20 protein-coding genes are annotated in these 24,389 nt (G+C 43.9%); 4 read left to right on the top strand and 16 right to left on the bottom strand.

Annotated features, from left to right (window positions below):
- Positions 1-15: 15 nt before the first annotated feature.
- Positions 16-1,083 (top strand): DUF4831 family protein, encoded by a 1,068-nt coding sequence (locus Bovatus_RS22695; RefSeq protein WP_004301894.1) that lies wholly within the window; start codon positions 16-18, stop codon positions 1,081-1,083.
- A 36-nt stretch (positions 1,084-1,119) separates the two neighbouring features.
- Entirely contained in the window at positions 1,120-1,404 is a 285-nt protein-coding gene (locus Bovatus_RS22690) for a hypothetical protein (protein ID WP_004301893.1), read from the top strand.
- Positions 1,405-1,586: 182 nt separating this feature from the next.
- Here the strand turns inward: Bovatus_RS22690 and Bovatus_RS22685 are convergent, their stop codons facing one another.
- The 16 genes from Bovatus_RS22685 to Bovatus_RS22610 all read right to left on the bottom strand — a co-directional run bounded on the left by Bovatus_RS22685 (position 1,587) and on the right by Bovatus_RS22610 (position 21,087).
- A complete protein-coding gene (locus tag Bovatus_RS22685; RefSeq protein ID WP_004301892.1) occupies positions 1,587-1,937 on the bottom strand; it encodes a PqqD family protein in 351 nt (116 codons plus the stop codon).
- Between the two features lie 97 nt (positions 1,938-2,034).
- Positions 2,035-3,423: an MFS transporter gene (locus Bovatus_RS22680; protein ID WP_004301891.1), complete on the bottom strand. Its 1,389-nt coding sequence runs from the start codon at positions 3,421-3,423 to the stop codon at positions 2,035-2,037.
- Positions 3,424-3,670: 247 nt separating this feature from the next.
- Positions 3,671-4,066, bottom strand: coding sequence for a preprotein translocase subunit SecG (secG, locus tag Bovatus_RS22675; RefSeq protein ID WP_004301890.1), 396 nt, complete (start codon positions 4,064-4,066; stop codon positions 3,671-3,673).
- A gap of 6 nt (positions 4,067-4,072) precedes the next feature.
- Complete coding sequence (locus tag Bovatus_RS22670) at positions 4,073-4,846, bottom strand: hypothetical protein (RefSeq protein ID WP_004301889.1); 774 nt, start codon at positions 4,844-4,846, stop codon at positions 4,073-4,075.
- A 5-nt stretch (positions 4,847-4,851) separates the two neighbouring features.
- Positions 4,852-5,379, bottom strand: coding sequence for an LPS assembly lipoprotein LptE (lptE, locus tag Bovatus_RS22665; RefSeq protein WP_004301888.1), 528 nt, complete (start codon positions 5,377-5,379; stop codon positions 4,852-4,854).
- A complete protein-coding gene (locus Bovatus_RS22660) occupies positions 5,366-6,607 on the bottom strand; it encodes a sigma-54 interaction domain-containing protein (RefSeq protein WP_004301887.1) in 1,242 nt (413 codons plus the stop codon). Before Bovatus_RS22660 ends, lptE begins: the two co-directional genes overlap by 14 nt.
- 9 nt (positions 6,608-6,616) lie before the next feature.
- Entirely contained in the window at positions 6,617-7,711 is a 1,095-nt protein-coding gene (pdxA, locus tag Bovatus_RS22655; RefSeq protein WP_004301886.1) for a 4-hydroxythreonine-4-phosphate dehydrogenase PdxA, read from the bottom strand.
- Between the two features lie 4 nt (positions 7,712-7,715).
- Entirely contained in the window at positions 7,716-8,756 is a 1,041-nt protein-coding gene (locus Bovatus_RS22650) for a DUF4837 family protein (protein WP_004301885.1), read from the bottom strand.
- Positions 8,757-8,774: 18 nt separating this feature from the next.
- Positions 8,775-9,809 carry a dual-specificity RNA methyltransferase RlmN gene (rlmN, locus tag Bovatus_RS22645; RefSeq protein ID WP_004301884.1) on the bottom strand — a complete coding sequence of 345 codons (1,035 nt, stop codon included), beginning with the start codon at positions 9,807-9,809 and terminating at the stop codon, positions 8,775-8,777.
- A gap of 103 nt (positions 9,810-9,912) precedes the next feature.
- Positions 9,913-13,266 carry a DUF4062 domain-containing protein gene (locus Bovatus_RS22640; protein WP_004301883.1) on the bottom strand — a complete coding sequence of 1,118 codons (3,354 nt, stop codon included), beginning with the start codon at positions 13,264-13,266 and terminating at the stop codon, positions 9,913-9,915.
- A gap of 211 nt (positions 13,267-13,477) precedes the next feature.
- On the bottom strand, positions 13,478-15,619 hold the full coding sequence (locus Bovatus_RS22635) for a peptidylprolyl isomerase (RefSeq protein ID WP_004301881.1): 2,142 nt from the start codon (positions 15,617-15,619) through the stop codon (positions 13,478-13,480).
- A 119-nt stretch (positions 15,620-15,738) separates the two neighbouring features.
- Positions 15,739-16,995, bottom strand: coding sequence for a hemolysin family protein (locus Bovatus_RS22630; protein ID WP_004301880.1), 1,257 nt, complete (start codon positions 16,993-16,995; stop codon positions 15,739-15,741).
- Positions 16,996-16,998: 3 nt separating this feature from the next.
- Positions 16,999-17,613 carry an LPS export ABC transporter periplasmic protein LptC gene (lptC, locus tag Bovatus_RS22625; protein WP_004301879.1) on the bottom strand — a complete coding sequence of 205 codons (615 nt, stop codon included), beginning with the start codon at positions 17,611-17,613 and terminating at the stop codon, positions 16,999-17,001.
- 43 nt (positions 17,614-17,656) lie between these two features.
- A complete protein-coding gene (locus Bovatus_RS22620; protein WP_004301878.1) occupies positions 17,657-18,982 on the bottom strand; it encodes a hypothetical protein in 1,326 nt (441 codons plus the stop codon).
- Between the two features lie 58 nt (positions 18,983-19,040).
- Entirely contained in the window at positions 19,041-20,312 is a 1,272-nt protein-coding gene (locus Bovatus_RS22615; protein WP_004301877.1) for an OmpP1/FadL family transporter, read from the bottom strand.
- Positions 20,299-21,087 carry a type III pantothenate kinase gene (locus tag Bovatus_RS22610; RefSeq protein WP_004301876.1) on the bottom strand — a complete coding sequence of 263 codons (789 nt, stop codon included), beginning with the start codon at positions 21,085-21,087 and terminating at the stop codon, positions 20,299-20,301. Before Bovatus_RS22610 ends, Bovatus_RS22615 begins: the two co-directional genes overlap by 14 nt.
- A gap of 358 nt (positions 21,088-21,445) precedes the next feature.
- Here Bovatus_RS22610 and lnb point away from each other — a divergent pair, with 358 nt between their 5' ends.
- Together lnb and Bovatus_RS22600 are read left to right on the top strand one after the other, a co-directional pair.
- Entirely contained in the window at positions 21,446-22,633 is a 1,188-nt protein-coding gene (gene lnb / locus Bovatus_RS22605) for a lipoprotein N-acyltransferase Lnb (protein WP_004301874.1), read from the top strand.
- Positions 22,633-24,207, top strand: coding sequence for an alkaline phosphatase family protein (locus tag Bovatus_RS22600; RefSeq protein WP_004301873.1), 1,575 nt, complete (start codon positions 22,633-22,635; stop codon positions 24,205-24,207). The genes lnb and Bovatus_RS22600 overlap by 1 nt, the downstream gene beginning before the upstream one ends.
- The last annotated feature ends 182 nt before the right edge of the window (positions 24,208-24,389 follow it).

Below are 24,389 nucleotides of genomic sequence, written 5' to 3'. Positions count from 1 at the left end.
TAAAAAGAACCGAATATGAAAAAGTTGATTATAGCAGCAGGACTACTTATGACAACGTCCGCCTATGCACAAACCGAAGTACTGACAGGGGTTACCCGAGGAAAAGACTATGGAGTGGTTTACAGTCTTCCCAAAACCCAAATAGAACTTGAAATAAAAGCCAACAAAGTCAACTATACTCCGGGAGAATTCAGCAAATATGCTGATCGTTACCTGCGACTGACCAACGTCTCCGCCGACCCTGAAGAGTACTGGGAACTGACTAGCGTAAAAGTGAAATCCGTAGGTGTGCCCAACAGCGAAACGACGTATTTCGTAAAATTGAAGGATAAGACAGTAGCACCGCTCATGGAACTGACAGAGGATGGCATTGTGAAAACGATCAATGTTCCTTACAGCAACAGCAGTGTAGGCAAAAAAGCCGCTCCCGCTCCCACAGTCCTCCAAAAGAAAGCAAATCCTCGTGAATTCCTGACCGAAGAGATTCTGATGGCTAGCTCTACCGCCAAGATGGCCGAACTGGTGGCTAAAGAAATCTATAACATCCGCGAAAGCAAAAATGCCTTATTGCGCGGACAGGCTGACAATATGCCTTCAGACGGAGCACAGCTTAAGATTATGCTCGACAATCTGAATGCACAGGAAGAAGCCATGACGCAAATGTTCTCCGGCACCTGCAACAAGGAAGAGAGAACATTCACTGTCCGCCTTACCCCTGACAAGGAATTCAACAATGAAGTTGCTTTCCGCTTCTCGAAGAAGTTAGGTGTAGTTGCCAACAATGATTTGGCAGGAACTCCGTTTTATATCAGTCTGAAAGACCTGAAATCGGTCAAGATACCACAGGAAGATGGTAAGAAGAAGAAAGATTTGGATGGAATCGCCTACAACGTACCCGGACAAGCTATGGTTACATTGACCGACGGCAAAAAGAAACTTTACGAAGGTGAACTTCCTATTACTCAATTTGGTGTGATAGAATATCTGGCTCCGGTTTTGTTCAACAAGAATTCTACCATCAAAGTTTATTTTGATCCGAATACGGGAGGATTGCTCAAAGTGGACAGAGAAGAAGGGAAATAGAAAAACGAGAAAGTGAACTTCTAAAAAACAAAGAATATGGTTGGTGAAGGACATGCATTCGACATGATACGCCGAATAAAAGAGGGACGGGAAGCTTCCCGCCTACGTCGTGAACGTGCTAACGACAAGTTGAAGCATTTAAACCGTGCAAACGAACCTTATCCACTACCCAATACCACTCCCGAAGAAATGGAACGTATCATCCACGACTCGGAGAAAAAGAAAGAGAAAGACAGCAATTATTTTGTTTGGGGAACGCTTATTATCATGGGAGTCCTGATAGCAATTGCCGTCATACTTTGGGCTGTATTTATCAAATAAATAATAATAAATTCACCACAGAGGACACGGAGGACACAGAGGTTTAATCTTTTTTATTCACTATAGAGTAACACAGAGTCTCACGTATTGAGAATCGTATTTATCGCTCTGTTTTACTTGCGGAAAGAGAGAGAAGAACTCTGTGTCCTCCGTGTCCTCTGTGGTGAAATATAAATTCCTATTTATGCGACTGGTATCACCAGTTTTATAAATCCATCTTTCTGCATTTGAGAAAGATAAGCCGATACACGCGACTCGTAGCCCTCTTCATTTTGAAAATGGTCTGCGAGTTTTTCTATAATCTCACGAACATTGCGTTTTCCATCTATCAGTTCCCATACAGCCGTACCGTGTTCTTCCAATTTCACATGAAGTTCTTTCGACATTCCTTTCGGCACAAGGAAGCGTTGCATCCACGGATATTTAAAACGGGGAAAGGAGAGCACAATTGTCTCCCCTTCCCTTTCTGCTGTAATATGTTCACTGCGACAGGGAATGACCTCTAACAGGTTGATTTTCTCTTTGGCAGCCATACTTCTTATTTTTTATTTCAGAGTATTCATACTGATACCCTTTTGTTTACACCTTGATACAAAATTCCTTTGTTACTTTAGGTATTGAATTTCCCAGTTACTTTTGGATATTCGCCTCTTCCAGACCGTATCCCTTCTTCTTGTTCTCTGCCTTCAACATCAAAGCCACAATCAGAGCAAGTACACCAAAGAGAGCAAAAATAGTCATCGGCAACGTGTAGTCATAAGTCTGTGCACCGTCTACTACCGGACCTTTGCAATAAGTATTCAACACCCATCCGATCAACAAAGGAACACCCATCAATCCCCAGTTCTGTACCCAGAAAATCAATGCGTATGCGGTACCCAACTGTTTTTCCGGAATAATCTTCGGAACAGACGGCCACATAGCTGAAGGCACCAACGAGAAGGCAAATCCCAATATAATCATGATGATAGTAGCAAACCACCATATATTCAGTATAGGCAGAGCAAACATCGTATGCACAAAAATAAGCATCACTGATCCGATTATCATCAATGTGGCTCCCTTACCGATACGGTCATAAAGCGAACCGAACAACGGAGTCAGGATAATCGCACCAATCGGCAACAATCCGGGAATCGTTCCCGCCAACTTCGGATCTACGTTATATTTCTGCACCATCAAGTCGGCAGCATACTTGATAAAGGGGAATACAGCCGAGTAGAACAATACACATAGTAATGCAATCAACCAGAATCCTTTATTGGTAATAATATACACAATATCTTTCATACGGAACGGTTCTTCCGGTTCCAATCCCTCTGCATCCAAAGAAGCATCCAACTTCTTATCATAGAAAGTATAAAGGAAAAAAGCAATCGTACCCACGCACAACATAATCAGACAAAACAAAATCGGAGCAGGAATATTTGTATGGAATGTGCCACTCTCATCCGTAGATCCGAAAAAGTCTGCCAAAGGAACTGTCAATACCATCGCCAGAGTTGTTCCGATACGTGCCGTAGCCATTTCAAGTCCCATAGCCAATGCCATTTCCTTGCCCTTGAACCATTTCACTATAATCTTGGAAACAGTGATACCAGCAATCTCCACACCTACACCAAAGATAGCATATCCCAATGCAGCCAACGTCACCTGTGTTTTGAATCCGAAGAGCATGGCACCTTCCGGAAAAGTAGTAGAAATCGCATAGTATTTCAATCCACAACCAAACACCATCAATAAGCAAGCCCCCATTCCGGTGAAACGAACTCCCATCTTATCCAAAATGATACCACCGAAGATCAGCATCAATAGGAATACATTAAACCACCCGTAAGCACTTGTGAAGAAACCATAATCAAGACTGTCCCATAGTAGTTCTTTCTCAAGCATGGGTTTTAGAGGAGACATTACGTCGGTGAGGAAATAGCCGCATAGCATAGTAAATGCGACCAATGCTAGAACACTCCATCGGAGTACGGCGGAGTCATTCAATTTCTGTTTCAAATGTTCTGTCATTGTTATATTTAAAAAAGTAGTTAATAATCTTATACAGCCAACAAAGGTAGTTAAATCTCGTTTGTTTCTATCACAAAGAGATTGTTTTTACAAGAAAAAGTTAAGTGCGGATTACACTGACCACGCGGAACATTGAAAATCCGTGTAATCTGCGTAATCCGCACTTAAATATCAAAGAAATGCAGCATCCGTCTGCACCTTCCCATTAATGGTTTTACCCCAAAGTCTTACTTGACGACGGAGTGAATTACTCTGCTGCAGGAGCAGGAGTTTCAGTAGCCGGTGCCGGAGTTTCTGTAGCAGGTGCATTGGTAGCAGGAGCTTCAGTTTGCGGCGCAGCCGTACCTGCGGGTAAGTTATACGGGTTAGTCTGTTGTTCTTTCTGTGCCTGTTCCAACACTGCGTCTTTAGCAACAGCAGAGCGAGGAACTACATAAGCAGTAGCAATGCTCATTACAACCATAAAGATGGCCAGGCCCCATGTTGCTTTTTCCAGAAAGTCTGTAGTCTTGCGCACGCCCATGATGGCGTTAGATGAAGAGAAACCAGAAGCAAGTCCGCCTCCTTTTGAGTTCTGAATCAGCACGATGAAACACATCAACAAGGCTGCAATAACCATTAAGATAACGAATAATAAGTACATTTTTAGTTATTTTGAATTAGCGTTAATAATCAATTTCTCCAAAAATCTGATTTGGTCTGCAAAGTAAGCATTTTTTTTTGGATATTTCAAGCTTAATTTTTTAATTATTTCAAGAGCTTTTGAATATCGTTGCTGTTTAACATAGATTTTTGCCAAAGTTTCCGTAAAACAGCTGTCATCTTCCTCTTCTTCCTTTATCGTTTCTTCTTCGGTAAGTTCGTCCGAAGAGGTTGGCGAAGATGGCATTTCTTCTCTTAAAGGTTTCATGCAGAGGGGAGAGTCGCTCTCGCTCTTTTCTATAAAATCGTCAATCAGTTCGAAGCCTTTGAGTTTGGGCGTTTCTTCAGCCGGCTGTTCCGTGGCCGGAGTCTCCTCCAAAAGGAAAGAGGTGTAATCCATCGAATAGTCGAAACTGGTCCGGGCAGTCACCTCTTCGGGTACTGTGGACAAGAAAGCGTCGATCAATGCTAATGTGCGGTCTACGGACGGTTCGTCTTTCAGCACCTCCGTGAGAGGTACTCCCTTTTTCCGCGCCTGCACATCATAGCGGTCACCTTCAATCAACCGGAACAACTGCCGTCTGTCTGCAATGTAAAGAACTGCTTTCCGCAGTTCTCCACCGAAACTAATATCATGGAGAATATACAGATTCTTCAGATACAACAGACGAAGTGACTGAAAATACGGATACCTCGCAAGAAGATTGCGCAGTTCGTACAAAGTATCCCTATTCAGCGTCTCGGGATGCTGAATCCATTGTTGAAAGTTAACAGAAGTCATTTATATTACCAGTTTGCTACAGTTGCATTAAAAATTTGGTCGGTGATCTCTTTAGACATTTCAGCAATCAATCCGTCCTGTACGGCAGTCAACAACTGGGTAGAGTCGTAGGTACGGAACGCAGAAAACTGTTGTTCAAAGTCTTCGGCATGATTGGTGTTGTTGACAAAACGCACATTGACGGTGATAGTCAACTTCGTCTCCGAAGAATAACCGTCGGCAGATACTGCCTGGTTGTACTGATTGTACCCTGTGATTTCTCCGTCAATCTGCAAGTCGGCATTTTGACTCGGCTTGAGCAGTTGCAGACGGGTCTGCCGGATGAAGATATCTTTCAGGTCCTCATTGAATTTGGTTGCCAACGGAGCATATACATACTCCGACTTGATCGGGAAGTCGGCTATCGAAATGGTCTTTACCTTATCATAATTGATAGACGATCCGTTAAACTTATAGGAAACAGTGCACGCAATGACTACCAACGGCAAGCCGAACAGTAGCAAAGGGCGTATTATTTTCTTAATCCAATTCATATTCTTTTATTTTTCTATAAAGTGTACGCTCGGAAATATTCAAGTCCTTGGCCGCACTCTTCCGCTTTCCATGATGCCTCTCAAGTGCCTTGCGTATCATTTCTTTCTCCACTTCGTCCAGTGACAAAGGAGATTCTTCTACATATTCTTCCGTGTCTTGTATGTCATCGTCATCCTTGCAAACCGTAGGCTGCATGGTGTGAATGATAGCAGGTACCGAAGGTTGATGTGCCGTCACTACCGGAGTAGTAACCACCGTTCCCATTTGCCCTACCTGCCCCACCTGTCCGGCACGTTCCGCCATCAGGTTGTGCACCATCTTCTTCAGCTCCGCCACTTCCTGGCGCATATCGAACAGAACAGAATAAAGAATCTCCCGTTCGCTCTCAAAGCCTTTACTCTCACGCGTTCCCATCAGCGCGGGAAGACGTTGCGTATTTTGTGCAGGAAGATAATTCTGCAAGATAGCAGCAGAGATCTCCCTGTTGGTTTCAATGATAGATATTTGCTCGGTGATGTTCTTCAACTGACGAACGTTGCCGGGCCACGGGTAAGCCAATAACTCTTTCTTCGCATCCTCCGTCAACTGGATAGCAGGCATCCGGTATTTCTCTGCAAAGTCTGCGGAAAACTTACGGAACAACAAAAGTACATCGTCACCACGTTCACGCAAAGGCGGTATTTGGATAGGCACCGTATTCAACCGGTAATATAAATCTTCACGGAAACGTCCTTCTGCAATCGCTTGTGTCAGATTGACATTGGTAGCTGCCACAATACGAACATCCGTCTTTTGCACTTTGGACGAACCTACTTTTATAAACTCGCCACTCTCCAACACACGGAGCAAACGCGCCTGGGTAGGCATCGGCAACTCCCCTACTTCATCAAGGAAAATAGTACCACCGTCGGCTTCGCCAAAATACCCTTTCCGTTCGCCAATCGCACCGGTAAACGCACCCTTCTCATGCCCGAACAGTTCGGAATCAATCGTGCCCTCCGGAATAGCACCACAGTTGACAGCAATATACTGTCCATGCTTCCTCCGGCTATATTGATGAATAATCTGCGGAAAACTTTCTTTTCCGACTCCACTTTCTCCGGTAATCAGCACAGACAAATCGGTAGGAGCTACCTGAATGGCAACATCTATGGCGCGCGACAATGCTTCGGTATTACCTATAATACCGAAACGTTGTTTCACTTGTTGTATCTCTGCTCTCGTCATCACTCGTTTTTAATCTTCGTCTACTGTATCCAGCTTCAGTTTATCACTATCGTCACGTTTCTCGTAATACTGTTTACGCAACGGATTGGCACGAGCCACTTTTTCCCGCTGACGATTACGGAACACATCGATGGCAACATAGATTGCCTGACGGAAAGAATCTTCACAAGCCAATCCCTTGCCTGCAATATCGTATGCCGTTCCATGAGCCGGAGAAGTACGTACTACCGGCAGGCCTGCCGTATAGTTCACCCCGTCTTCCATAGCCAAGGCCTTGAACGGAGCCAGCCCCTGATCGTGATACATCGCCAGGATACCGTCAAAATGAGTATAATTGCCTGAACCCATAAAGCCGTCGGCCGCATAAGGGCCGTAGCAAAGGATTCCTTTCTCTTCCATTTCTTTCATGGCAGGGATAATCACTTCCTGCTCTTCCATTCCCAACAAACCACCGTCTCCGGCATGAGGATTGAGAGAGAGCACCGCAATACGCGGAGCGCCGATACCGAAATCCTGTTTCAGGCAACGATGGAATATCATCAGTTTCTCCTGAATCAGTTCTTTGGTAATCGTAGTCGCGATCTCTCTGACAGGGATATGTGTCGTCACCAAAGCCACCCGGAAGTCATTCTTCATCAAAATCATCAATGACTTATCACCATTGCCCAGACGTTCTTCGATATATTCCGTATGTCCGGGGAAGGAGAACTCTTCCGACTGAATCGTATGTTTGTTGATCGGAGCTGTTACGATAACGTCTATCAGCCCTTCGCGATATTCTTCGATGGCACGTTCCAAAGCCCCCAGCGCAGCTTTACCGGCTTCGGGGTCGGGTTTGGAAAATTCCACTTTCACCTCATCATCCGTACAGTTCACCACGCTCAAACGGTTGTACCCCGCTTCGGTAGCAGAGTTGACAATGCTGAAATTGGTCTGTATATCCAGCGCTTTGCGATGATAAGCCGCTACTTTCGGTGAGCCATAAATGATCGGAGTACATAGTTCCAACATCGTAGGGTCGGAAAATGTCTTAAGAATCACCTCATAGCCCACCCCGTTAATATCTCCTTGGGTGATACCTATCCTTATCTTGTTATCTTCCATGTTTTTATTTATTAGTTTGTTCCGCTTCCTTAGATGCTTCTCCCAATGGAATCTGATTCTGCTGAACTTCATTCGGAAGTTTCAGTGTATACAGAGATGCTTCCATCTGGCGTACCAGGTTGCGTTTCATTTTATCAGGTGAATAAACAAATATTTCTGCTGTTATAATTCGTTGGTTTTTCTCGTCCAGACGAGTATGAGATACATACGGGCCACCCATAAAGTCGCCCTTCATACGCCACAGGCCACGTGCTTCCATTGTGTAGCTGTTTTGTACATTGATCGGACGGACATCGGTCAGCAAACTATCGGTCGACATATAAACGCCTTCCTTGAATCCGGGGATATTGGCTTTCATCACGGAGTCACGTTTGTGCACAAAATATTCTTTGGTAAACGTATCCTTGTCAGTGTACGGATAAGAGTACATCACAAAGTTACGGTCAGCACTACCTGTGTTGGTAGAAGCCCAGAAGAAATCATCCCCGGTCTTTGAATTAGCCAGTTCGGCATCCACCCAGATGTCGCATCCGAACAAACTGTCCACTTTCTGCGAAATGAAATTACTGTGTTTCCCTTCTAGAAACGTAATCTGACGGTTCATTTCCGCACGGGTAAAGAAGTCGACAATCGTCTTTTTGTTCTCTTCCACAAACTTCTCGAACTCTTCTTCGTTCGGAGCCTGGATAGTCAATATCATCTGCGGATTGGCATACACGTCCTTCGCATATTTGAACGAGGCTTTCGTATATATATCCTGTATATCTACAATAATAATGTTACGTATCAACTTCAGCGTAGAATCATAATCTTTCGGTGAAGTATACATAATCCGGAAAGAAGGTTCCGACTGCGGCAAACCGGGCATATCAGCATCGAGCGCATCATGCAACGCCCTTCCGGCAGCACGATCCCAAACACCGTGATCTACTACAACCAAAAGCTCGTAAGCACGACCACTAGAGGTGTGATTTCCTTTCAGACCACAAGATGCAACGACAAAGGCTACCAAAGCGATGCATAAAATAAAAGAGTACTTTTTCATGATGTTCGGTTTTATATATTAACTTTCATTATTTTTCTCCTGTTTCGCTGTCGACAGCATACCGCAAGCGGCAAAAATATCTTCGCCTCTGGATGAACGGATAGTGGTGAAAAGTCCGTGTGACGTCAGATTATCACGAAAACGGGTCATCGTATCCATATCCGCCCCCTCGAGGTCTACCCCCGGTATGGCATGAAAACGAATCAGATTCACCCTGCAATCCAGCCCGCGAAGAAGTTTCAGCAACTCTTTGGCATAGACCTGCGAATCATTGAGCCCTTTAAAAACAATATATTCAAACGAAAGTCGACGTTGTTTACTAAAATCATAGTTTTTTAACAGTTCCACCATTTCGGTGATTGAAAACGCCTTTTCCGCCGGCATTAATTCAGCACGCTGAACGGTCAGCGGAGAGTGAAGGCTGATGGCAAGGTGGCAGTCATTTTCTTCGATAAAACGCTGCAATCCTTTCCGTAGCCCGACAGTAGAAAGCGTGATACGCTTCGGACTCCATGCGTAACCGTAGGTAGCGGTCAGTAGTTCCAATGCTTTCAATACCTCATCCAGGTTATCGAGCGGCTCGCCCATTCCCATCATTACGACATTAGTCAGTTTATCCCGTTCCGGCAGCGAATGAATCTGGTTTATGATCTGGCTGGCGGTCAGGTTAGCTGTATACCCCTGTTTACCGGTCATACAGAACTTACAGTTCATCTTGCAACCTACTTGTGACGACACGCACAATGTTGCCCGGTCATCATCCGGTATATAAACCGACTCTACAAAATGGTTCTCACCCACTTTATAAAGATACTTCACCGTACCATCTACAGAGCGCATTTCATCTACCGGAGCTTCCGCTCCCACCTCATAGTTCTGCTTGAGCAACTCCCGGTGTTTCAATGACAAATTAGTCATATCATCAATCGAGGCTACCTTCTTTTCGTAAAGCCAGGATGCAATCTGCTTGGCAGCAAAGCCGGGCATACCCAGTCTTTTTGTCAATGATTGAAGCTCTACAAGAGTCATTCCTAAAAGGGGATATTTAGACATTCTTCTTTCTATTGATAGTTTATATCTGCAAATGTAAGGAAATAAAGTCGATTTCCGTATAGCAGGAATGTAAAAGTTAACAAAAAAGGGAAGTATGCCTCCGTTATGATTCAACCACGCTGATATATTGAAGTAGCTTTTGCGCCATTTCAGAATCCTCGCCATTCTTTTTCACTTCATGACCGTACGCCTCACGGAAACAAGCCAGCGCCTCTTCCCGTTCATTACAAAAGCTGTGCAAAACCCCTAGGTTCTGACAAGCCAGAATCGTATCTTCATCCTCCCATCCCAGATATTTCTTTCGCAGTTCAAACTCTCTGAAGAAAGCCTCTTTCGCCATTGGATAATTCTCCAACTTCACATAAGCCTGTGCTTTGTAATAATATACCAGACAGGAAGCATTAAGGTCAGTATCATCGTGAAAATCCAAAGACGTTGCAATACGAATCACGTTATCATAGTCTTTATTCATGTAATACTGCTGCATAATATCACATCTCAATGCCTCGTAGCGGACAGTCAGTTCCGCCAGACGCGGTTTTTCGCTGAAATACATTTCATGCAGAAGAGACTCACGGAAGAATAAAGTAGACGCCTGCTCATCGCCACGTTCATTCATCATCCGCTTGAATTCCCTGCATAGATAATACAACTGTTTATGACAAGCGACGATCTGTTTTTTGCTGTCTATCTGTATAGCAATGTCCAACGCCTGATTCATCAGCATCCATGCTTCATCGTATCGTTTGATATAATAAAGACATTTACCCTGCATACGCAAACATTTAGCCACTCCACCAGACAGTCTGCCATTCAACGACTCGTGCATTTCAGCTACTTTCCGGAATTTCTCGGCAGCACTCTCTTCCTCATCCTTATAGTAATCACAATAAGCCAGATATTCGGAAAGTTCAATGACTTCTGCCTGACTCTTCTCGTCAGCAGAAGCCGCATGATAATCAAGCGCCCTATTCAAATAGGTCACTGCTTCATTGTATTGCTCATTGTAGTAATATGCCAGAGCTAGATTTCGGCAGGTGTTGGCAATCTCCAGTTCCGGAGTCGGTACAATGTTTTCCTGCATCACCAATGCTTTCAGGAAACAGTCGCATGCCGTTTCGTATTCTTCATTACGGGCATACCGGCATCCCTCATTCATCTTCAATACCGACTTGGCAATGAGTGGCATGGCAGCACCTTCCATACTCTTCTCACTCACAGCAGCTGCCGCCTTCGTCAGATGGAAAGAACTGCTCAAGAAAGTAGCCATATCATTAGCAATGACAGGAATTAAAAAAGAATCGATCTCATCAAAGTCCAATTCGGCATAGACTTCAGGCGTAACTTCAGGATTGTCGTTCATGATCGCCTTCCAGCTATCTTCCAACAGAGAACGATTCGTGCGATACAGAATCTCGAAAATCTCCACATCACAAATCCAATCCTTCAATATATCCCATTCTTGCATCTTATAGCATTGATAGGTAATCTCCACTTTATAGCGATACGAATCATGGTAGCAGAACTGTTTCATGCGATAGTTATAATCGGCAAAAGTCAACGGATGGGAAAGAATCTCTTCCTCATCCAGCAAAGCGGAAATAATTTCATGGCGACTATCATCTATACATTCGTCATCTTGAGCGAAATAGCGTTCGATTGCCTCTACCATTTGTGTGTCACCAATGCAATATCGTCCTCCTTTGTTGGTAAGCCAGCTGCTCATTTCCACTCTCAACTGCGACCAAAGTATCTGATTAATGTCTGCCATGCTCTTCACTTCATCTTCGGTAAATCCTTCTAAAGTAAGTGAAAGCATCAGAAGCGTTCTTCCAATCTCTTCGAAACCATAATCAGCCGACAAACGCCGTAACACACTGTCATAGAATTGCCCAACCTCATTGAGCCGGCAATATCCACTCATATATTCATTGAGAGCATCGTACTGACCGAACGAAACCAGCTCGTTGAGCAATACACTTAAACAGCGCGGTTGTTTAGCCAGCACCCACGAAGCAAGAATATCTTCCTGTTGTGCGGACAAAGCCTTGGAGTAAGTAGACAAATACTGCTTTGAGAACGACTTGGCATCCGCCTGTGAAAAACCATTCAACTGGAAATGGGCGTAGCCATTCTGAACAAAGGGCAGGTAGGCAGTGGATGACGCAGAAAAGCTCAACACGACTTTCACGTTCGGGGGAATAGATGCAAATAAAGAAAACAGGGATGCTTCAGTCGGATTCAGATAACTGATGTCATCAATCAACAGAATGATAGGGTATCTTGATGCACCCAACACACTCCACAACTGACTGAACTTTTGGATAGAATTCAAATCTTCTTCAATCTCCTTGAGGTTTCGAAGTGTGTTTCCTGAAAAAGTGTTCAAGCCAGCATCTCCCATCAAAACCGAGTTTTTCACGGTGTCCATGATGGATTTGGCAGTGCTTTGGGTCGAGTCCAGTTCTTTTGAGACTTCCGCCGCGAACAAATTTTCTTCACCCAAAGATTGATGCTTGAGTGCGTTCTGGCATTTGGAAGCTAACATTCTCGCCAACGTTTCCGGATAAGAAGACAATGTAGTACTATCCAAGCGATGATAGATAGGAATCATCGGCATATCATTGTTCACCAAATCGCTCCAATGAGCCAACAAAGCACTCTTGCCAAGACCGCAACCGCCCGTTACCACCAGACACCGCTGTTCATCCGCCGCCAAAAAATCAGCAAACGCGTGATCTGCTTCAGGTATTGGGTGATAATTGAATAAGAGTTCATTGCGCGTCAGTTGTTCTTGCAATGCTTGATTATCTTCAACGGTCAGTACGTCAGGAAACTCCCGTTCAAGCAATTCCGTGAAAGCAGCTTCCACAAGGTTACACAACTGATCGGGCGAATCATACTCTTGCACAGGATAACGATCCTGTTGCAAAATACTCTCTTTCAGACGTTTCAATTTAAGAGACTCCTCTTCAGGGCAAGACAGTTCATCATCTGCCGACTGTTTTATATAAAAATAGGCATGTAACGGATTGGGATTGCGCAGTACACCAAACTGCATTTCAATTTCCGTCACACTCAAATGGTGATTCAAGTCATCTTCTATCCAACGATATTCCAAGCTGTCATTGAGAGTTTGAGATAAATCTTCATAACTGGGACACCATCCATAGCGGTCGCCTACCATACCTATGAAGAAAGGCCGGGAGTTAACGATCTCTTTCAGGCATATTTCAACAACCTTGCCGCTTTTCGCATCTTCTTCTGTGATTCCCCAACGCAAATCAACCAATGAAATGGTGGCACCACGGCTGGCAGCCTTCACTTGCAAACCCTTAAAGAGTTTGACTAATGCAGAACGTTCCATCTCCATGTCTCTGAACGTTGACGAAAGGAATACACGGATAACACGTGAATTTTCAGCGGGAACTGAATACTGGGCTAGTTGTTTAGTCATAATATAGATTCGTATTAGTTAATGAAGTATTTCGCAAAGCCAATTGATAAAGATTGGCAAGATATGGAAATTTAATCAGATAACAAAGACCATAAACAAAAAAAACGAGCACAAAAAAGGCACGGATTACACGGGTTTCGCGGTTCCCTCATAAGTTTAAACCGCGTAAATCCGTGTAATCCGTGCCTAATATCTATTACTTGCTACTTGTTTAGAAGAACAAGAAGCGTGTATCTTTTACGTTTGCTTTCAGATACAAATCATTCATCAGACGGCTGGCAAAACGTGCGTGCATGTTAGTCAGCGTAGCTTCTTCTGCTTTTGCGTCGAATGTTTCGTTCAGTTTGTCCTTGCCGTATACCTGCAATACAAATACTCCGGCATTACCTTTGATAGGAGCGCTCAACTGATTTACTTCAGCTGCAGAAGCATAAGCACCTACCAGCGGTTCGCTGCTGCGCAATGCTGATACGTATGCAGGAGCTGCAAAAGTAACCATCTTCAAAGAGTCGCTAACTGCATTAGTCATCTCTTTGTACTGGTTGAATGAAGTTGCATTGGCAGCTTTCATGTCAGCCATAATCTTTTCAGCTTTCTTATCTTTTACGATTTCAGCTCTCAACTGATCCTGTACTGCTTTCAACGGACGATATCCTTCCGGCTTAATGCCTACCAGACCTACTACCATCATGTGATCGCTTTCGCCACATTCGTACAAGCCGGAAACATCACCCGGTTTTGCTTTATCAAATGTCCATCTCAACGCTTCTTTTGTACCTCTTACACCACCGATATTGTGTTCAGAGCTGCTCAAATCCATTCTGTCGAGCAATCTGTAACCGGCTTCTTCAGCGTTAGCTACCATCTTTTCTACACTCGGATTAGCTGCGATAAACTGGCTGAAATCATTATAAGCGCGGTTGTAAGTTTCTTTGCTGAACTCTACTTCACGTTTGATAACAGCTACTTTATATTTGTCTTTTACAGATTTCTTGTTCGTTACCTGAAGAATTACGTTTGCTTGTCCCATCGGCAAGTTTACCAATTCGTTCACACCTGTATTGTTGATAGCAGAGATGAATTTCAGGTTATCGCCGTCTATCTGTGCACCTTCGTACTGTGCAGAAGTTAGCCAGTTTGCATCACCAGTCTGACCATATTTCTTTGCCAGATCAGCAAAGTTAGCGCCACCTTTGATCGCGTTGTAGATACTATCAGCCAATGTCTTTGTCTTCACAGCATCTTCTGCGTATACCTGAATCTGACGGAATTCGACAGAATCGGCAGCAGCAGCTTTAGCTACAATTTTAAAAGAGTTGATTGTATTGTCGGCACCGTTATAGTAAGGACCATAAATAGTACCTACCGAAGCAGAGTCCAAACGGGCAACTACATCTGACGGGAAAGCTGTTTTGTTATAGAACAAGTCTACATAAGGAGCTTCCGAGCCAGTCGAACGGATGAAAGAAGTATAATCTTCCGTAGTAGTAGCCAACTGTTCAGTAGCTTCGTCCACTTCTTTCTGGATAGCAGCTCTGTCTTCAGCACTTGCAGTCACTTGTACATCGATGTACTTGATGTCACGAGTTTCCTGATATTGTTTGAATTGTTCTTTCTTCTTGTTATACAAGTCTTTCAGTTCCGATTCTTTCACTACGATTGTAGAGTCCACTACAGAAGAGTAAGGAATACCAGCCATCAACACGTTGTACTGGTTCACTCTTGCATCGAAAGCGTCCTGTGCTTCCACCGGATTGGAAAGAAGAGCTTTAGACACCAATGCCTGATACTTTTCTGCCAGACGGCTCTCGATCAGAGTTTTCTGAATGAAAGACCAGTATTTATACATGTTATTGTATTGTTCAGCATACTGTGCCGGCATTTGTGATTCGCTCATCTTGGCATATTCCACGAGGAACTTGTTCAACATATCCTTGTCGAAGTTTCCTGTTTGCGGATTCTGGAAAGGAGTTTGTCTCAACAAAGGATGAACGCCTGCTTTCAGGATGTCCTGGATTTCAGCAGCAGAAACAGTCAGTCCCAGTGCTTTTGCTTCTTTTTCGATCAGTTTATTGTTTACGTAGGAACGCCATACTTCATCGCGCACCTGATTGGTTTGTTCGTCATTCAAGGCGGTCACCCCACGCATGAGTTTCACCACTTCGGTATATTCTTCTACCAAATTCTGATACTCTTGAGCGGAAAGAGCGTCTCCGTTCACCTCACCTACGTCATGTGCCTGATGCGGCTGCATCACCTTCCATGCGTCACCCGCAATGAAAGCAAACAGCGCCAAGCCGATAACAATCACCAATAGAGGTCCTTTCGACCTAATGTTTTGTAACGTTGCCATTTTGATTAATACGATTTATGTTTATTATTATTTCTTTCTTTTGTCGTTTTAGCGCACGAAGATACAAAAAATGCTAATATGCATCTATTTATTGGCTAAAAATTTCTTGATTATCGTCATTATTCCAAGACTTTTAATCGCACGAGTTCTATTTTTGTCGCTGTGACCTTAATTATCTTGAATTGATAACGTCCCACCCGCACCACTTCATGCAGCTTCGGAAAACTCTGATATTGGTTCAGAATCAGTCCTCCTACCGTCAGATAATCGTCCGATTCGGGCAAATCGAGTCCGAACGTCTCATTGACTTTTTCTATCTCCAAGCGGGCGGACAACACATACTCGCGTTCATCAATCTGCTTGCTAATATAGGAAGTATTATCGTGCTCATCTTCTATATCTCCAAATATTTCTTCTACCAGATCTTCCAGAGATACAATACCGGACGTACCGCCAAACTCATCCACCACTACGGCAATCGTTTTCTTTTGCTGCATAAAGAGCTTCATCAGTTTATTGGCGGACATGGTTTCGGGCACAATCGGCACTTGCTTCACATTCTCATGCCAGTTTTTCGGAGCACGAAACATTTCCGACGAATGAATATAACCCACCACATTGTCGATATTTCCATCGTACACAATGATCTTGGAAATTCCTGATTCGATGAAGCGGCTTTTCAACTCGTCCAGCGAAGTTGTCAGATCAACAGCCACCACTTCGGTACGCGGAACGATACAGTCGCGGATTTTTATGTTCGAGAAATCCAAAGCATTCTGAAAGATTTTCACTTCCGTATCCAGTTCCTCCTCATTCTCGGCATTATCAATACTGCTTTGCACGAAGTAGTCCAAGTCGACTTTTCCAAACGCTCTGTCGGATGCATCCTTGTTAATCTTCATTCCAAAGACACGAAGGAATAAACAAGACAAACCGGAAGCCAGTTTAGAAATAGGATATAGAATGACGTAACAAATAATCAGTGGAATGGCAAAAACATTCAAGACCAGATTGGGATTGATTTTGAAGATTGTTTTCGGCAGAAACTCTCCGGTCACCAGAATAATAAGGGTAGAAATAACGGTCTGCGCCAACACCATCAGAAAATGATTATCAATGAATCCCGCCAGCAGATTATCGCCAATAATCTGTGCCATCAGAATACCATAGATGACTAGTGCGATATTATTCCCCACCAGCATGGTAGAGATAAATTCATTCGGGTTCTTGAAGAAGATAGAAAGGATGCGGGACGTAATTCCCCCCTTGCGTTCCATCTCAAAACGCAGTTTGTCTACCGACACAAAGGCAATCTCCACTCCTGAAAAGAAAGCGGAGAAGACCATGGTGATAATTAGAGAGATATAAATATTCATAGTTTATTTCACAGAATCTTTTCGCACTGAATCCGGCAGCGCTTTTGTTTCCGGTTGGGGCGGACCACCTGCTTCCTCATCCACATAGAAAATACCTTCGATATTATGGATGGTATATATGGTCATTTGCTGGTTCGAGTCGAATCCATGCCCTGTAATAATTCTGTCCGGTTGTTGAATACGTATAAACTTGTCGGAATATACCTTTTGGGTAGCTTCGTTCCAGTACAGCAGTTCCGTATTAAAACGCTCTCCTTTCCGGTTCTGTATATCTACGTTCCCTATCAGCTTCCAAAGCCTTTCTTTGTCATAATAGTAGGCAGTATCCGCTTTGATACTGGCTTCTATATGAAAGATAGAGTCGAACTGTTCCAGATATACGCCCTTCTCAAAGGCCCAATAGGATGGTTTCTTACGGTCGTACACCGACCATTCTTCCGTATTCACTCTGTAGCGTGTCACTCCGGAATCGGAGATAAGGGTGGTGACTCCCAATGTTGTCATCATCGGAAGGGAATCACGTTCCGTGATAGCCTCACCCATAGCTTTCTTCTTTCCGCCACAGGAAGATAATAAAAGAAGCATAACAATCACCCCGGAGGTAATTGTTATGCTCATGCTTTTATGCAATAAACGGTTTCTTCGTTTTCGCAACATACATTTATCTAATCGTTGTAGTCTCTCCTATCCAACCGCCGATAGTGATGCGGTCGCCTTGCTTGTAACCTAACATAAATAGGTCTTTAGCTTGCGGAGTATGACCAGAATATCTACCGATCAATTTGTTAGCTTCTTCAGCTACGCTCGGATCCACTTGTTTTGCACGTTGCAGTTTGTCAATCACTGCAAAGTAAGTACATTTGTTCAAAGCAGGTTCGTCGCTCCAGTTGGGACTCATTGCATAAAGATTAGCAATCAGGATGTATGGAGCACCGTAGTTTTCGTTAAAACCAATTGCTTTCTGGCAATATGCTCTTGCTTGAGACAGCTTTTTGGCAGAAGCCAATACTGCTGCGGCAGCGTATGCTTTTTCAGCTTTCTTCACATTGTCTGTTTCCAGGTTCACTGCTTCGTCAAAGAATTTCACAGCACCGTCAATATCACCTTTCTTAAATGCCTGATAAGCACATCCGGTAGCAGCTTCTGCTGTCGGTTCCATCTTGTAAGCATAGTAAGATGCTTGCAAATAAGCTTCGCTTTCAGTACATTTCATCATTTTCATGATGTCGATAACTTTCTTCAAGTAAGCCAAGTCAGTCTGGTTAGCTTCTACTTTCGGTCCATAGATGTTTTGCAGTGATTCGCAATCAGCTGTTCCACTGTTTACAAACAAAGCCACTAAGTTATCCTTGATACCCAGTAAAGGTTTCTTCTTTGCTTCGCTGGCTTCAGCAGCAATAGCAGCGTCTACATATTCAGAAGCAGCCAGATAGTCCTGAATGAACTGTTCTTTATGATTCGGATCCGTTTTCAGTTTATCCAAAGACATTTGCAGGAAATAGAAGATAGTCGCACCTGCCGATTCGCCTTTCACTGCATTTACAGACTGACTCAACCATTGATAAGCCTGGTTCACATCAATCTTCGGAGCAAAAGCGATATAATCTACTGCTTTGATACCCAGAGCTTCGTCAGCAGAAGACACTTTTGTACCTTTAGCTAGAAACTCATCTGTGTATTTAATACGCAAGTCATGCGTATTCATCAGTTCATTAAAATATTTCTGATAATCTGCATTATTCCGATCCTTGATTTGTCCCATCAAGCCTTTCAGAATCTTATATCCGTCAGTAAAGGTATAGAAACGAAGCGTCGGACAGTTTTCCAACACAGCTTTCCAAGGAGTATACGCATCTTTAAAATTACCAGCACGCACAGCTTCATGCGAGATACTACTGTTCGAGTTACAGTTAGACGCATCCTGTGCTACCACAGTGGTTGCTCCTGCCGAAAGGAGCAACATAGCCACAAGCGTTTTAATTTTCATTGTATCTAAATTTTAGTTGTTATTATATAGTCGTCTATTCTTTCTTACATTCATCTCATTACTCCACTCTGCGTTTGAAGAACCAACGTTCGTTGAACGTCAATCCGATGCTCACGCGGAAGATGTTTTCATTTACAAAAGCCGATTCCTGTCCACTGATACGGACAAATTGTCCGCTGATGCTAAGAATGGAACGGGAACGAGGCACAGGCAGACCGAAACCGGCAGTTACGCCATATTCACGGGTAGCCTCTTTGCCGCCGATCTTATAATACGGAGTCGTATAATAAGCTCCCAGACGGTATTTAATATGGGATAAATAGGAACGTCCCATCAAATTAGGAATGTATTCCGCACCCACTGATACTTTATGACGGTTGCAATACGTGTATGTTTCATTAAAATCCTCACGTACAGCATCATCCGATGTATTTACGCCAAACTTGGTTTTTGACCACTGCTGCAGACTATAATCCGCTCCGACTGTCAGGCGTTTGTCATAGTTATATGTAAATCCGACGCCAAAAGTATTAGGAAGTTCCAACGTAGCATCCAAGTTATTGCTATTAGTCGTACTAACCTGTGTCGTTACTGTATAATCATTATTCAGTTTATGTTTCGGAGAAAAAACAGCCCCGATTGTCATTGAATGCTTCTTATTAAAATCCAATGTATATTGTGTACCAAAATCCAGTTTATAGTCTGAAATAGATACCCCCATCTGCTGTATATAAGAGTAAGACTCCGATGTCGCGGGATAAATGATAGTCCGCGTCCGTGTTATATCTCCCCAAAAATAAGAAGCATTCACACCCAGAGAAAGATTCTTAAGTACTTTCACACCAATACCACCATAAAGTTGATGCAATCCCCCATCTCCTGTAAAACTCCGGGTTTGACTGACTCCATTATCAACTTTGCTATCCGACACTGAATATCCCACATTGGAGAACGGCAATAATCCGATACTCATCGCTATCCTCGGATGCAAACGGAATTGCATAGCCAGATAGTCAAAACTGGAGTTTTTAGCGTTCAGTTTCACACCGCTACCGCTAATATTCATATTTTGCAGACTGACACCTCCTTCAAAGAGGAATGTCAATGAGTCAATGGCTGTATACGAAGCAGGATTCAGTGGATTGATCTGTGCTCCATCCCGAAGTCCAAAAGCAATTCCCCCCATCGCCTTGCTGTTACCGAAACTCTGATCGGACAAGTCGCCATAGCCATATCGTGTATAAGGAGAGTTTGTATTATTTTGAGCGATTGCCATTCCGGTAACCATCGTGAGCAAAAGCGCACAAAGTGTGTGTTTAAATCCTACCATTATTATAGTTTAAAATTCTATTTAATCCTTTCAACACTAAAAATCTATCTGCAAAGATGATACTTTTTACGCTGCTATCAAAAGAAAATTCATCTCCGCCCGTTAAAAAAACCAAAAGTTCAGGATATTTATGCTTCATAGACTCAATATAACCTGAAATTTCGTATTCCATCCCTTTCATCACTCCGGCACGTATAGCCGTTTCGGTGTCCCGTCCCATCGGGAGTTTGCGCCCATTGGTGTCCACCAGAGGCAAACGCCCCGTAAACTGATGAAGTGCTTTAAAACGCATCTGCATACCGGGAGAAATATTACCACCATGATACTGACCTTTTGAGTCGATAAATTCATAAGTGATGCAAGTTCCGGCATCAATAACCAACACATCCCGATGAGGGAATTGCTCATTAGCACCAACTGCGGCAGCCATACGATCGTACCCCAATGTTTCAGGAGTTTCGTACAGATTGACAACCGGAAGCGGAGTCTGATGATTGAGCCACAACAATGGGAACGGCAAAGCTGCCAAATCGGCTAGTATCCGTTCGCTTAAATCTATGACAGTAGCCACAATCCCCTGCTCAACCGGATACTTGGAACAAAGTGCTTTCAAACAATCCAGCGACTGATTGGATTCGGTTAATACCTCCACCATCTCTCCGCCATTGAAGAGAGCCACCTTTGCCATCGTATTTCCTATGTCGATAATTAAATTCAATGCATTTTCATCTTTAGCGAGCGCAAAGGTAAGGCAAAAAAAGAGAAATTGAAGCATCGAGAGAGAATTATCTTTATTTTTCCATTCACAGAACACAGAAAAAGTGTGTTGAGCGAACTATATTTATATAGATTATTAATATTTATTATTTATATATGCTCGTTAGGGTGTCCGCCCTCTTTTTTCCAGGCGTTATAACCGCATAAGTAACAGCCCATTACACAACCATCAGGGGTGTCCACTAGGGTGTCCGGTATTTCGCAAAGATTTGACGCCCGAACAGAGGCTCTATTTCACCTAAACAGAGCCTCTGTTTACCCCAATTAGAGCCTCTGTTCTGATAAAATAGAGGCTCCGTTTTCCCGAATCCAACTATTCTTTCTATATTTGCCACCGAAATAAAACGAACCAGCTAATGAAACGGTTTTTCTCATACATCATCCTCTCCTTCTTCCTGTTGCTTCTGCCCACCGGACAAGCATCTGCCAACAACAACGACTCCATCCGTTTGAGCCTGTTGACTTGTGCCCCCGGAGAGGAAATATATTCCCTATTCGGACACACTGCCATCCGTTACGAAAATCCTTCACAAGGGATTGACATTGTATTCAACTACGGACTGTTCAGTTTCAACACTCCCAACTTCATCTTCCGCTTCTCGCTCGGAGAAACAGACTACCAACTGGGAGCAACGGATTATGAACGTTTTGCAGCTGAATACGCATTTTTCGGACGCAGCGTATGGCAGCAAACGCTGAATCTGACCGATGAAGAAAAGACAGAACTAATCCGGTTATTACAAGAAAATTATCGTCCGGAAAACCGGGTATACCGTTACAATTTCTTTTACGACAATTGTGCTACCCGCCCCCGGGACAAGATAGAAGAAAGCATTGCAGGAAAAGTGATTTATCCCGCAGAACCACAGGATGGCTCCCTCACTTTCCGCGACATTGTACATCAGTATTGCAAAGGACATCCATGGGCACGTTTCGGCATTGATCTCTGTATCGGAAGTGAAGCCGACCAGCCCATCACACAACGTCAGATGATGTTTGCCCCTTTCTACCTGATGGATGCTTTCGACGGTGCACAAATTAAAAGCGATTCTATCCAGCGTCCACTCATAACGGCCAACGAGCTGGTAGTCGATGCCACTCCCGAACCGGATGAAAGCGGCTGGATGCCTACTCCGCTTCAATGCACCTTACTCTTATTTATATTGACAACCGCCGCCACCATCTATGGAATCCGCCGGAGAACCGGATTATGGGGAATCGACCTCTTCCTTTTTGGGATAGCAGGTATTGTGGGATGTGTCCTTGCATTTCTCGCGCTCTTCTCCCAACACCCGGCAGTCAGCTCCAATTTCCTATTATTGGTATTCCATCCGGGACAACTTCTTTTCTTGCCATACATTATATATTGTGTCCGAAAAGGGAAGAAATGTTGGTATTTAACCCTGAATCTGGCAGTTTTAACACTTTTTATAGTGCTTTTTCCTGTAATTCCGCAAAGATTTGACTTTGCTGTTGTACCTTTGGCACTCGTTTTGCTGATACGTTCAGCGAGCAATCTGATTGTGACATCTAAAAAGAAATAATGAAAGGACTACTAACTTCCCTCATCACCGTACTGACTTTCACCGGGCTACAAGCCCAGTCACTGCCTGCCGCCCCTAAATTAGTGGTAGGGTTGACGATTGACCAATTACGTACGGACTATCTGGAAGCATTTTCGTCACTCTACGGCGAGAAAGGCTTCAAACGTCTTTGGAAAGAGGGAAGAGTGTTCCATAACGCCGAATATACCTTCTGCGGTATAGACCGCGCTTCTGCCATAGCGGCTATTTATAGCGGTACGACGCCTTCCATGAACGGAATTATTTCTCAACGCTGGATGGATGCCTCTACCCTTCGCCCCGTCAACAGCACAGACGACACGGCATTTATGGGGTATTACACCGACCAGACTGTCGCCCCCACCAAACTACTGACTTCAACCATTGCCGACGAGCTGAAAATAGCGACACAAGGCAAAGGACTCGTATATGCCATTGCACCTGATTGCGATGCCGCACTTTTTGCAGCCGGACATGCCGGAAACGCTGCTTTCTGGCTCAATCCCAACACCGGAAAATGGAGTGGAACCACCTATTATGGAGAGTTTCCGTGGTGGGCAAGCCAATATAACGACCGTCAAGCGATCGATTTCCGTATTGCCGGTATGACATGGGAACCCATATTTCCCCGGGGCATGTACACTTTCCTGCCAGATTGGCGGGATATGCTCTTCAAATATAAATTTGATGATGACCGCAGTAATAAATACCGCCGCTTCATCGCCAGCCCTTTTGTGAATGATGAAGTGAATGCGCTTGCCGAAGAAGCATTGAACAAAAGCTCCATCGGCATGGATGACATTACTGACTTATTGGCACTCACTTATTATGCTGGAAACTATGCGCACAAATCCGTACAGGAATGTGCTATGGAAATACAAGACACCTACGTGCGTCTTGACCGCAGCATTGCCGACCTGCTCGAAGTTCTTGATAAGAAAGTAGGACTACAAAATGTACTTATTTTCGTCACTTCCACCGGATATATAGACAGCGAATCGCCTGATTCGGGATTGTACAAAGTGCCCGGCGGAGAGTTTTACCTCAACCGTTGTGCGGCTCTATTGAATATGTACCTGATGGCTACGTATGGCGAAGGAAAGTATGTGGAAGCTCACCATAACCAGCAGATTTATCTGAATCATAAGTTATTGGAAAAGAAAGAACTGAATCTGGCAGAGATCCAACAAAAGTCAGCAGAATTCCTGATGCAGTTCAGCGGAGTGAACGAAGCCTATTCGGCTAACCGGCTATTGCTGGGTTCATGGACTCCGGAAATCTACAAAATACGTAACGGCTACCACCGCAAACGTTCGGGTGACCTCGTAATCGACGTCCTCCCCGGATGGACTATCGTCAACGAGAACGGCGGCGACAACAAGGTGGTACGTCATTCCTATATTCCCTCACCGCTGATTTTCATGGGACATTCCGTGAAACCGGCCATTATCCAGACACCTGTAACCATCGACCATATTGCGCCTACACTGGCACATTTTATGCGCATCCGGGCTCCCAACGCCTGTACTTCTGCTCCTATTACCGACCTGCGGTAAAAATTTACTCACAAAAACAGGGAGCAAAACATAAATAAATCAGCATTTTAATGTAACTTTGCGGAGGTTTCTTGATATAAAGATTCCCCAACGCGGATTAACGCAGATTTACGCGGATTAAAAAAAATCCAATTTAATCTTTCCTTTAATCTGTGTAAATCGGCGTTAATCCGCGTTGAAAT

It is taken from the genome of Bacteroides ovatus (assembly GCF_001314995.1).
Taxonomy (GTDB): domain Bacteria; phylum Bacteroidota; class Bacteroidia; order Bacteroidales; family Bacteroidaceae; genus Bacteroides; species Bacteroides ovatus.
This window is presented reverse-complemented; position numbering and strand designations above follow the sequence as displayed.

Coding starts and splice junctions, on each gene's coding strand:
- Bovatus_RS22695 (WP_004301894.1), top strand. CDS start 16: ATGAAAAAGTTGATTATAGCAGCAGGACTACTTATGACAACGTCCGCC.
- Bovatus_RS22690 (WP_004301893.1), top strand. CDS start 1,120: ATGGTTGGTGAAGGACATGCATTCGACATGATACGCCGAATAAAAGAG.
- Bovatus_RS22685 (WP_004301892.1), bottom strand. CDS start 1,937: ATGGCTGCCAAAGAGAAAATCAACCTGTTAGAGGTCATTCCCTGTCGC.
- Bovatus_RS22680 (WP_004301891.1), bottom strand. CDS start 3,423: ATGACAGAACATTTGAAACAGAAATTGAATGACTCCGCCGTACTCCGA.
- secG (WP_004301890.1), bottom strand. CDS start 4,066: ATGTACTTATTATTCGTTATCTTAATGGTTATTGCAGCCTTGTTGATG.
- Bovatus_RS22670 (WP_004301889.1), bottom strand. CDS start 4,846: ATGACTTCTGTTAACTTTCAACAATGGATTCAGCATCCCGAGACGCTG.
- lptE (WP_004301888.1), bottom strand. CDS start 5,379: ATGAATTGGATTAAGAAAATAATACGCCCTTTGCTACTGTTCGGCTTG.
- Bovatus_RS22660 (WP_004301887.1), bottom strand. CDS start 6,607: ATGACGAGAGCAGAGATACAACAAGTGAAACAACGTTTCGGTATTATA.
- pdxA (WP_004301886.1), bottom strand. CDS start 7,711: ATGGAAGATAACAAGATAAGGATAGGTATCACCCAAGGAGATATTAAC.
- Bovatus_RS22650 (WP_004301885.1), bottom strand. CDS start 8,756: ATGAAAAAGTACTCTTTTATTTTATGCATCGCTTTGGTAGCCTTTGTC.
- rlmN (WP_004301884.1), bottom strand. CDS start 9,809: ATGTCTAAATATCCCCTTTTAGGAATGACTCTTGTAGAGCTTCAATCA.
- Bovatus_RS22640 (WP_004301883.1), bottom strand. CDS start 13,266: ATGACTAAACAACTAGCCCAGTATTCAGTTCCCGCTGAAAATTCACGT.
- Bovatus_RS22635 (WP_004301881.1), bottom strand. CDS start 15,619: ATGGCAACGTTACAAAACATTAGGTCGAAAGGACCTCTATTGGTGATT.
- Bovatus_RS22630 (WP_004301880.1), bottom strand. CDS start 16,995: ATGAATATTTATATCTCTCTAATTATCACCATGGTCTTCTCCGCTTTC.
- lptC (WP_004301879.1), bottom strand. CDS start 17,613: ATGAGCATAACAATTACCTCCGGGGTGATTGTTATGCTTCTTTTATTA.
- Bovatus_RS22620 (WP_004301878.1), bottom strand. CDS start 18,982: ATGAAAATTAAAACGCTTGTGGCTATGTTGCTCCTTTCGGCAGGAGCA.
- Bovatus_RS22615 (WP_004301877.1), bottom strand. CDS start 20,312: ATGGTAGGATTTAAACACACACTTTGTGCGCTTTTGCTCACGATGGTT.
- Bovatus_RS22610 (WP_004301876.1), bottom strand. CDS start 21,087: ATGCTTCAATTTCTCTTTTTTTGCCTTACCTTTGCGCTCGCTAAAGAT.
- lnb (WP_004301874.1), top strand. CDS start 21,446: ATGAAACGGTTTTTCTCATACATCATCCTCTCCTTCTTCCTGTTGCTT.
- Bovatus_RS22600 (WP_004301873.1), top strand. CDS start 22,633: ATGAAAGGACTACTAACTTCCCTCATCACCGTACTGACTTTCACCGGG.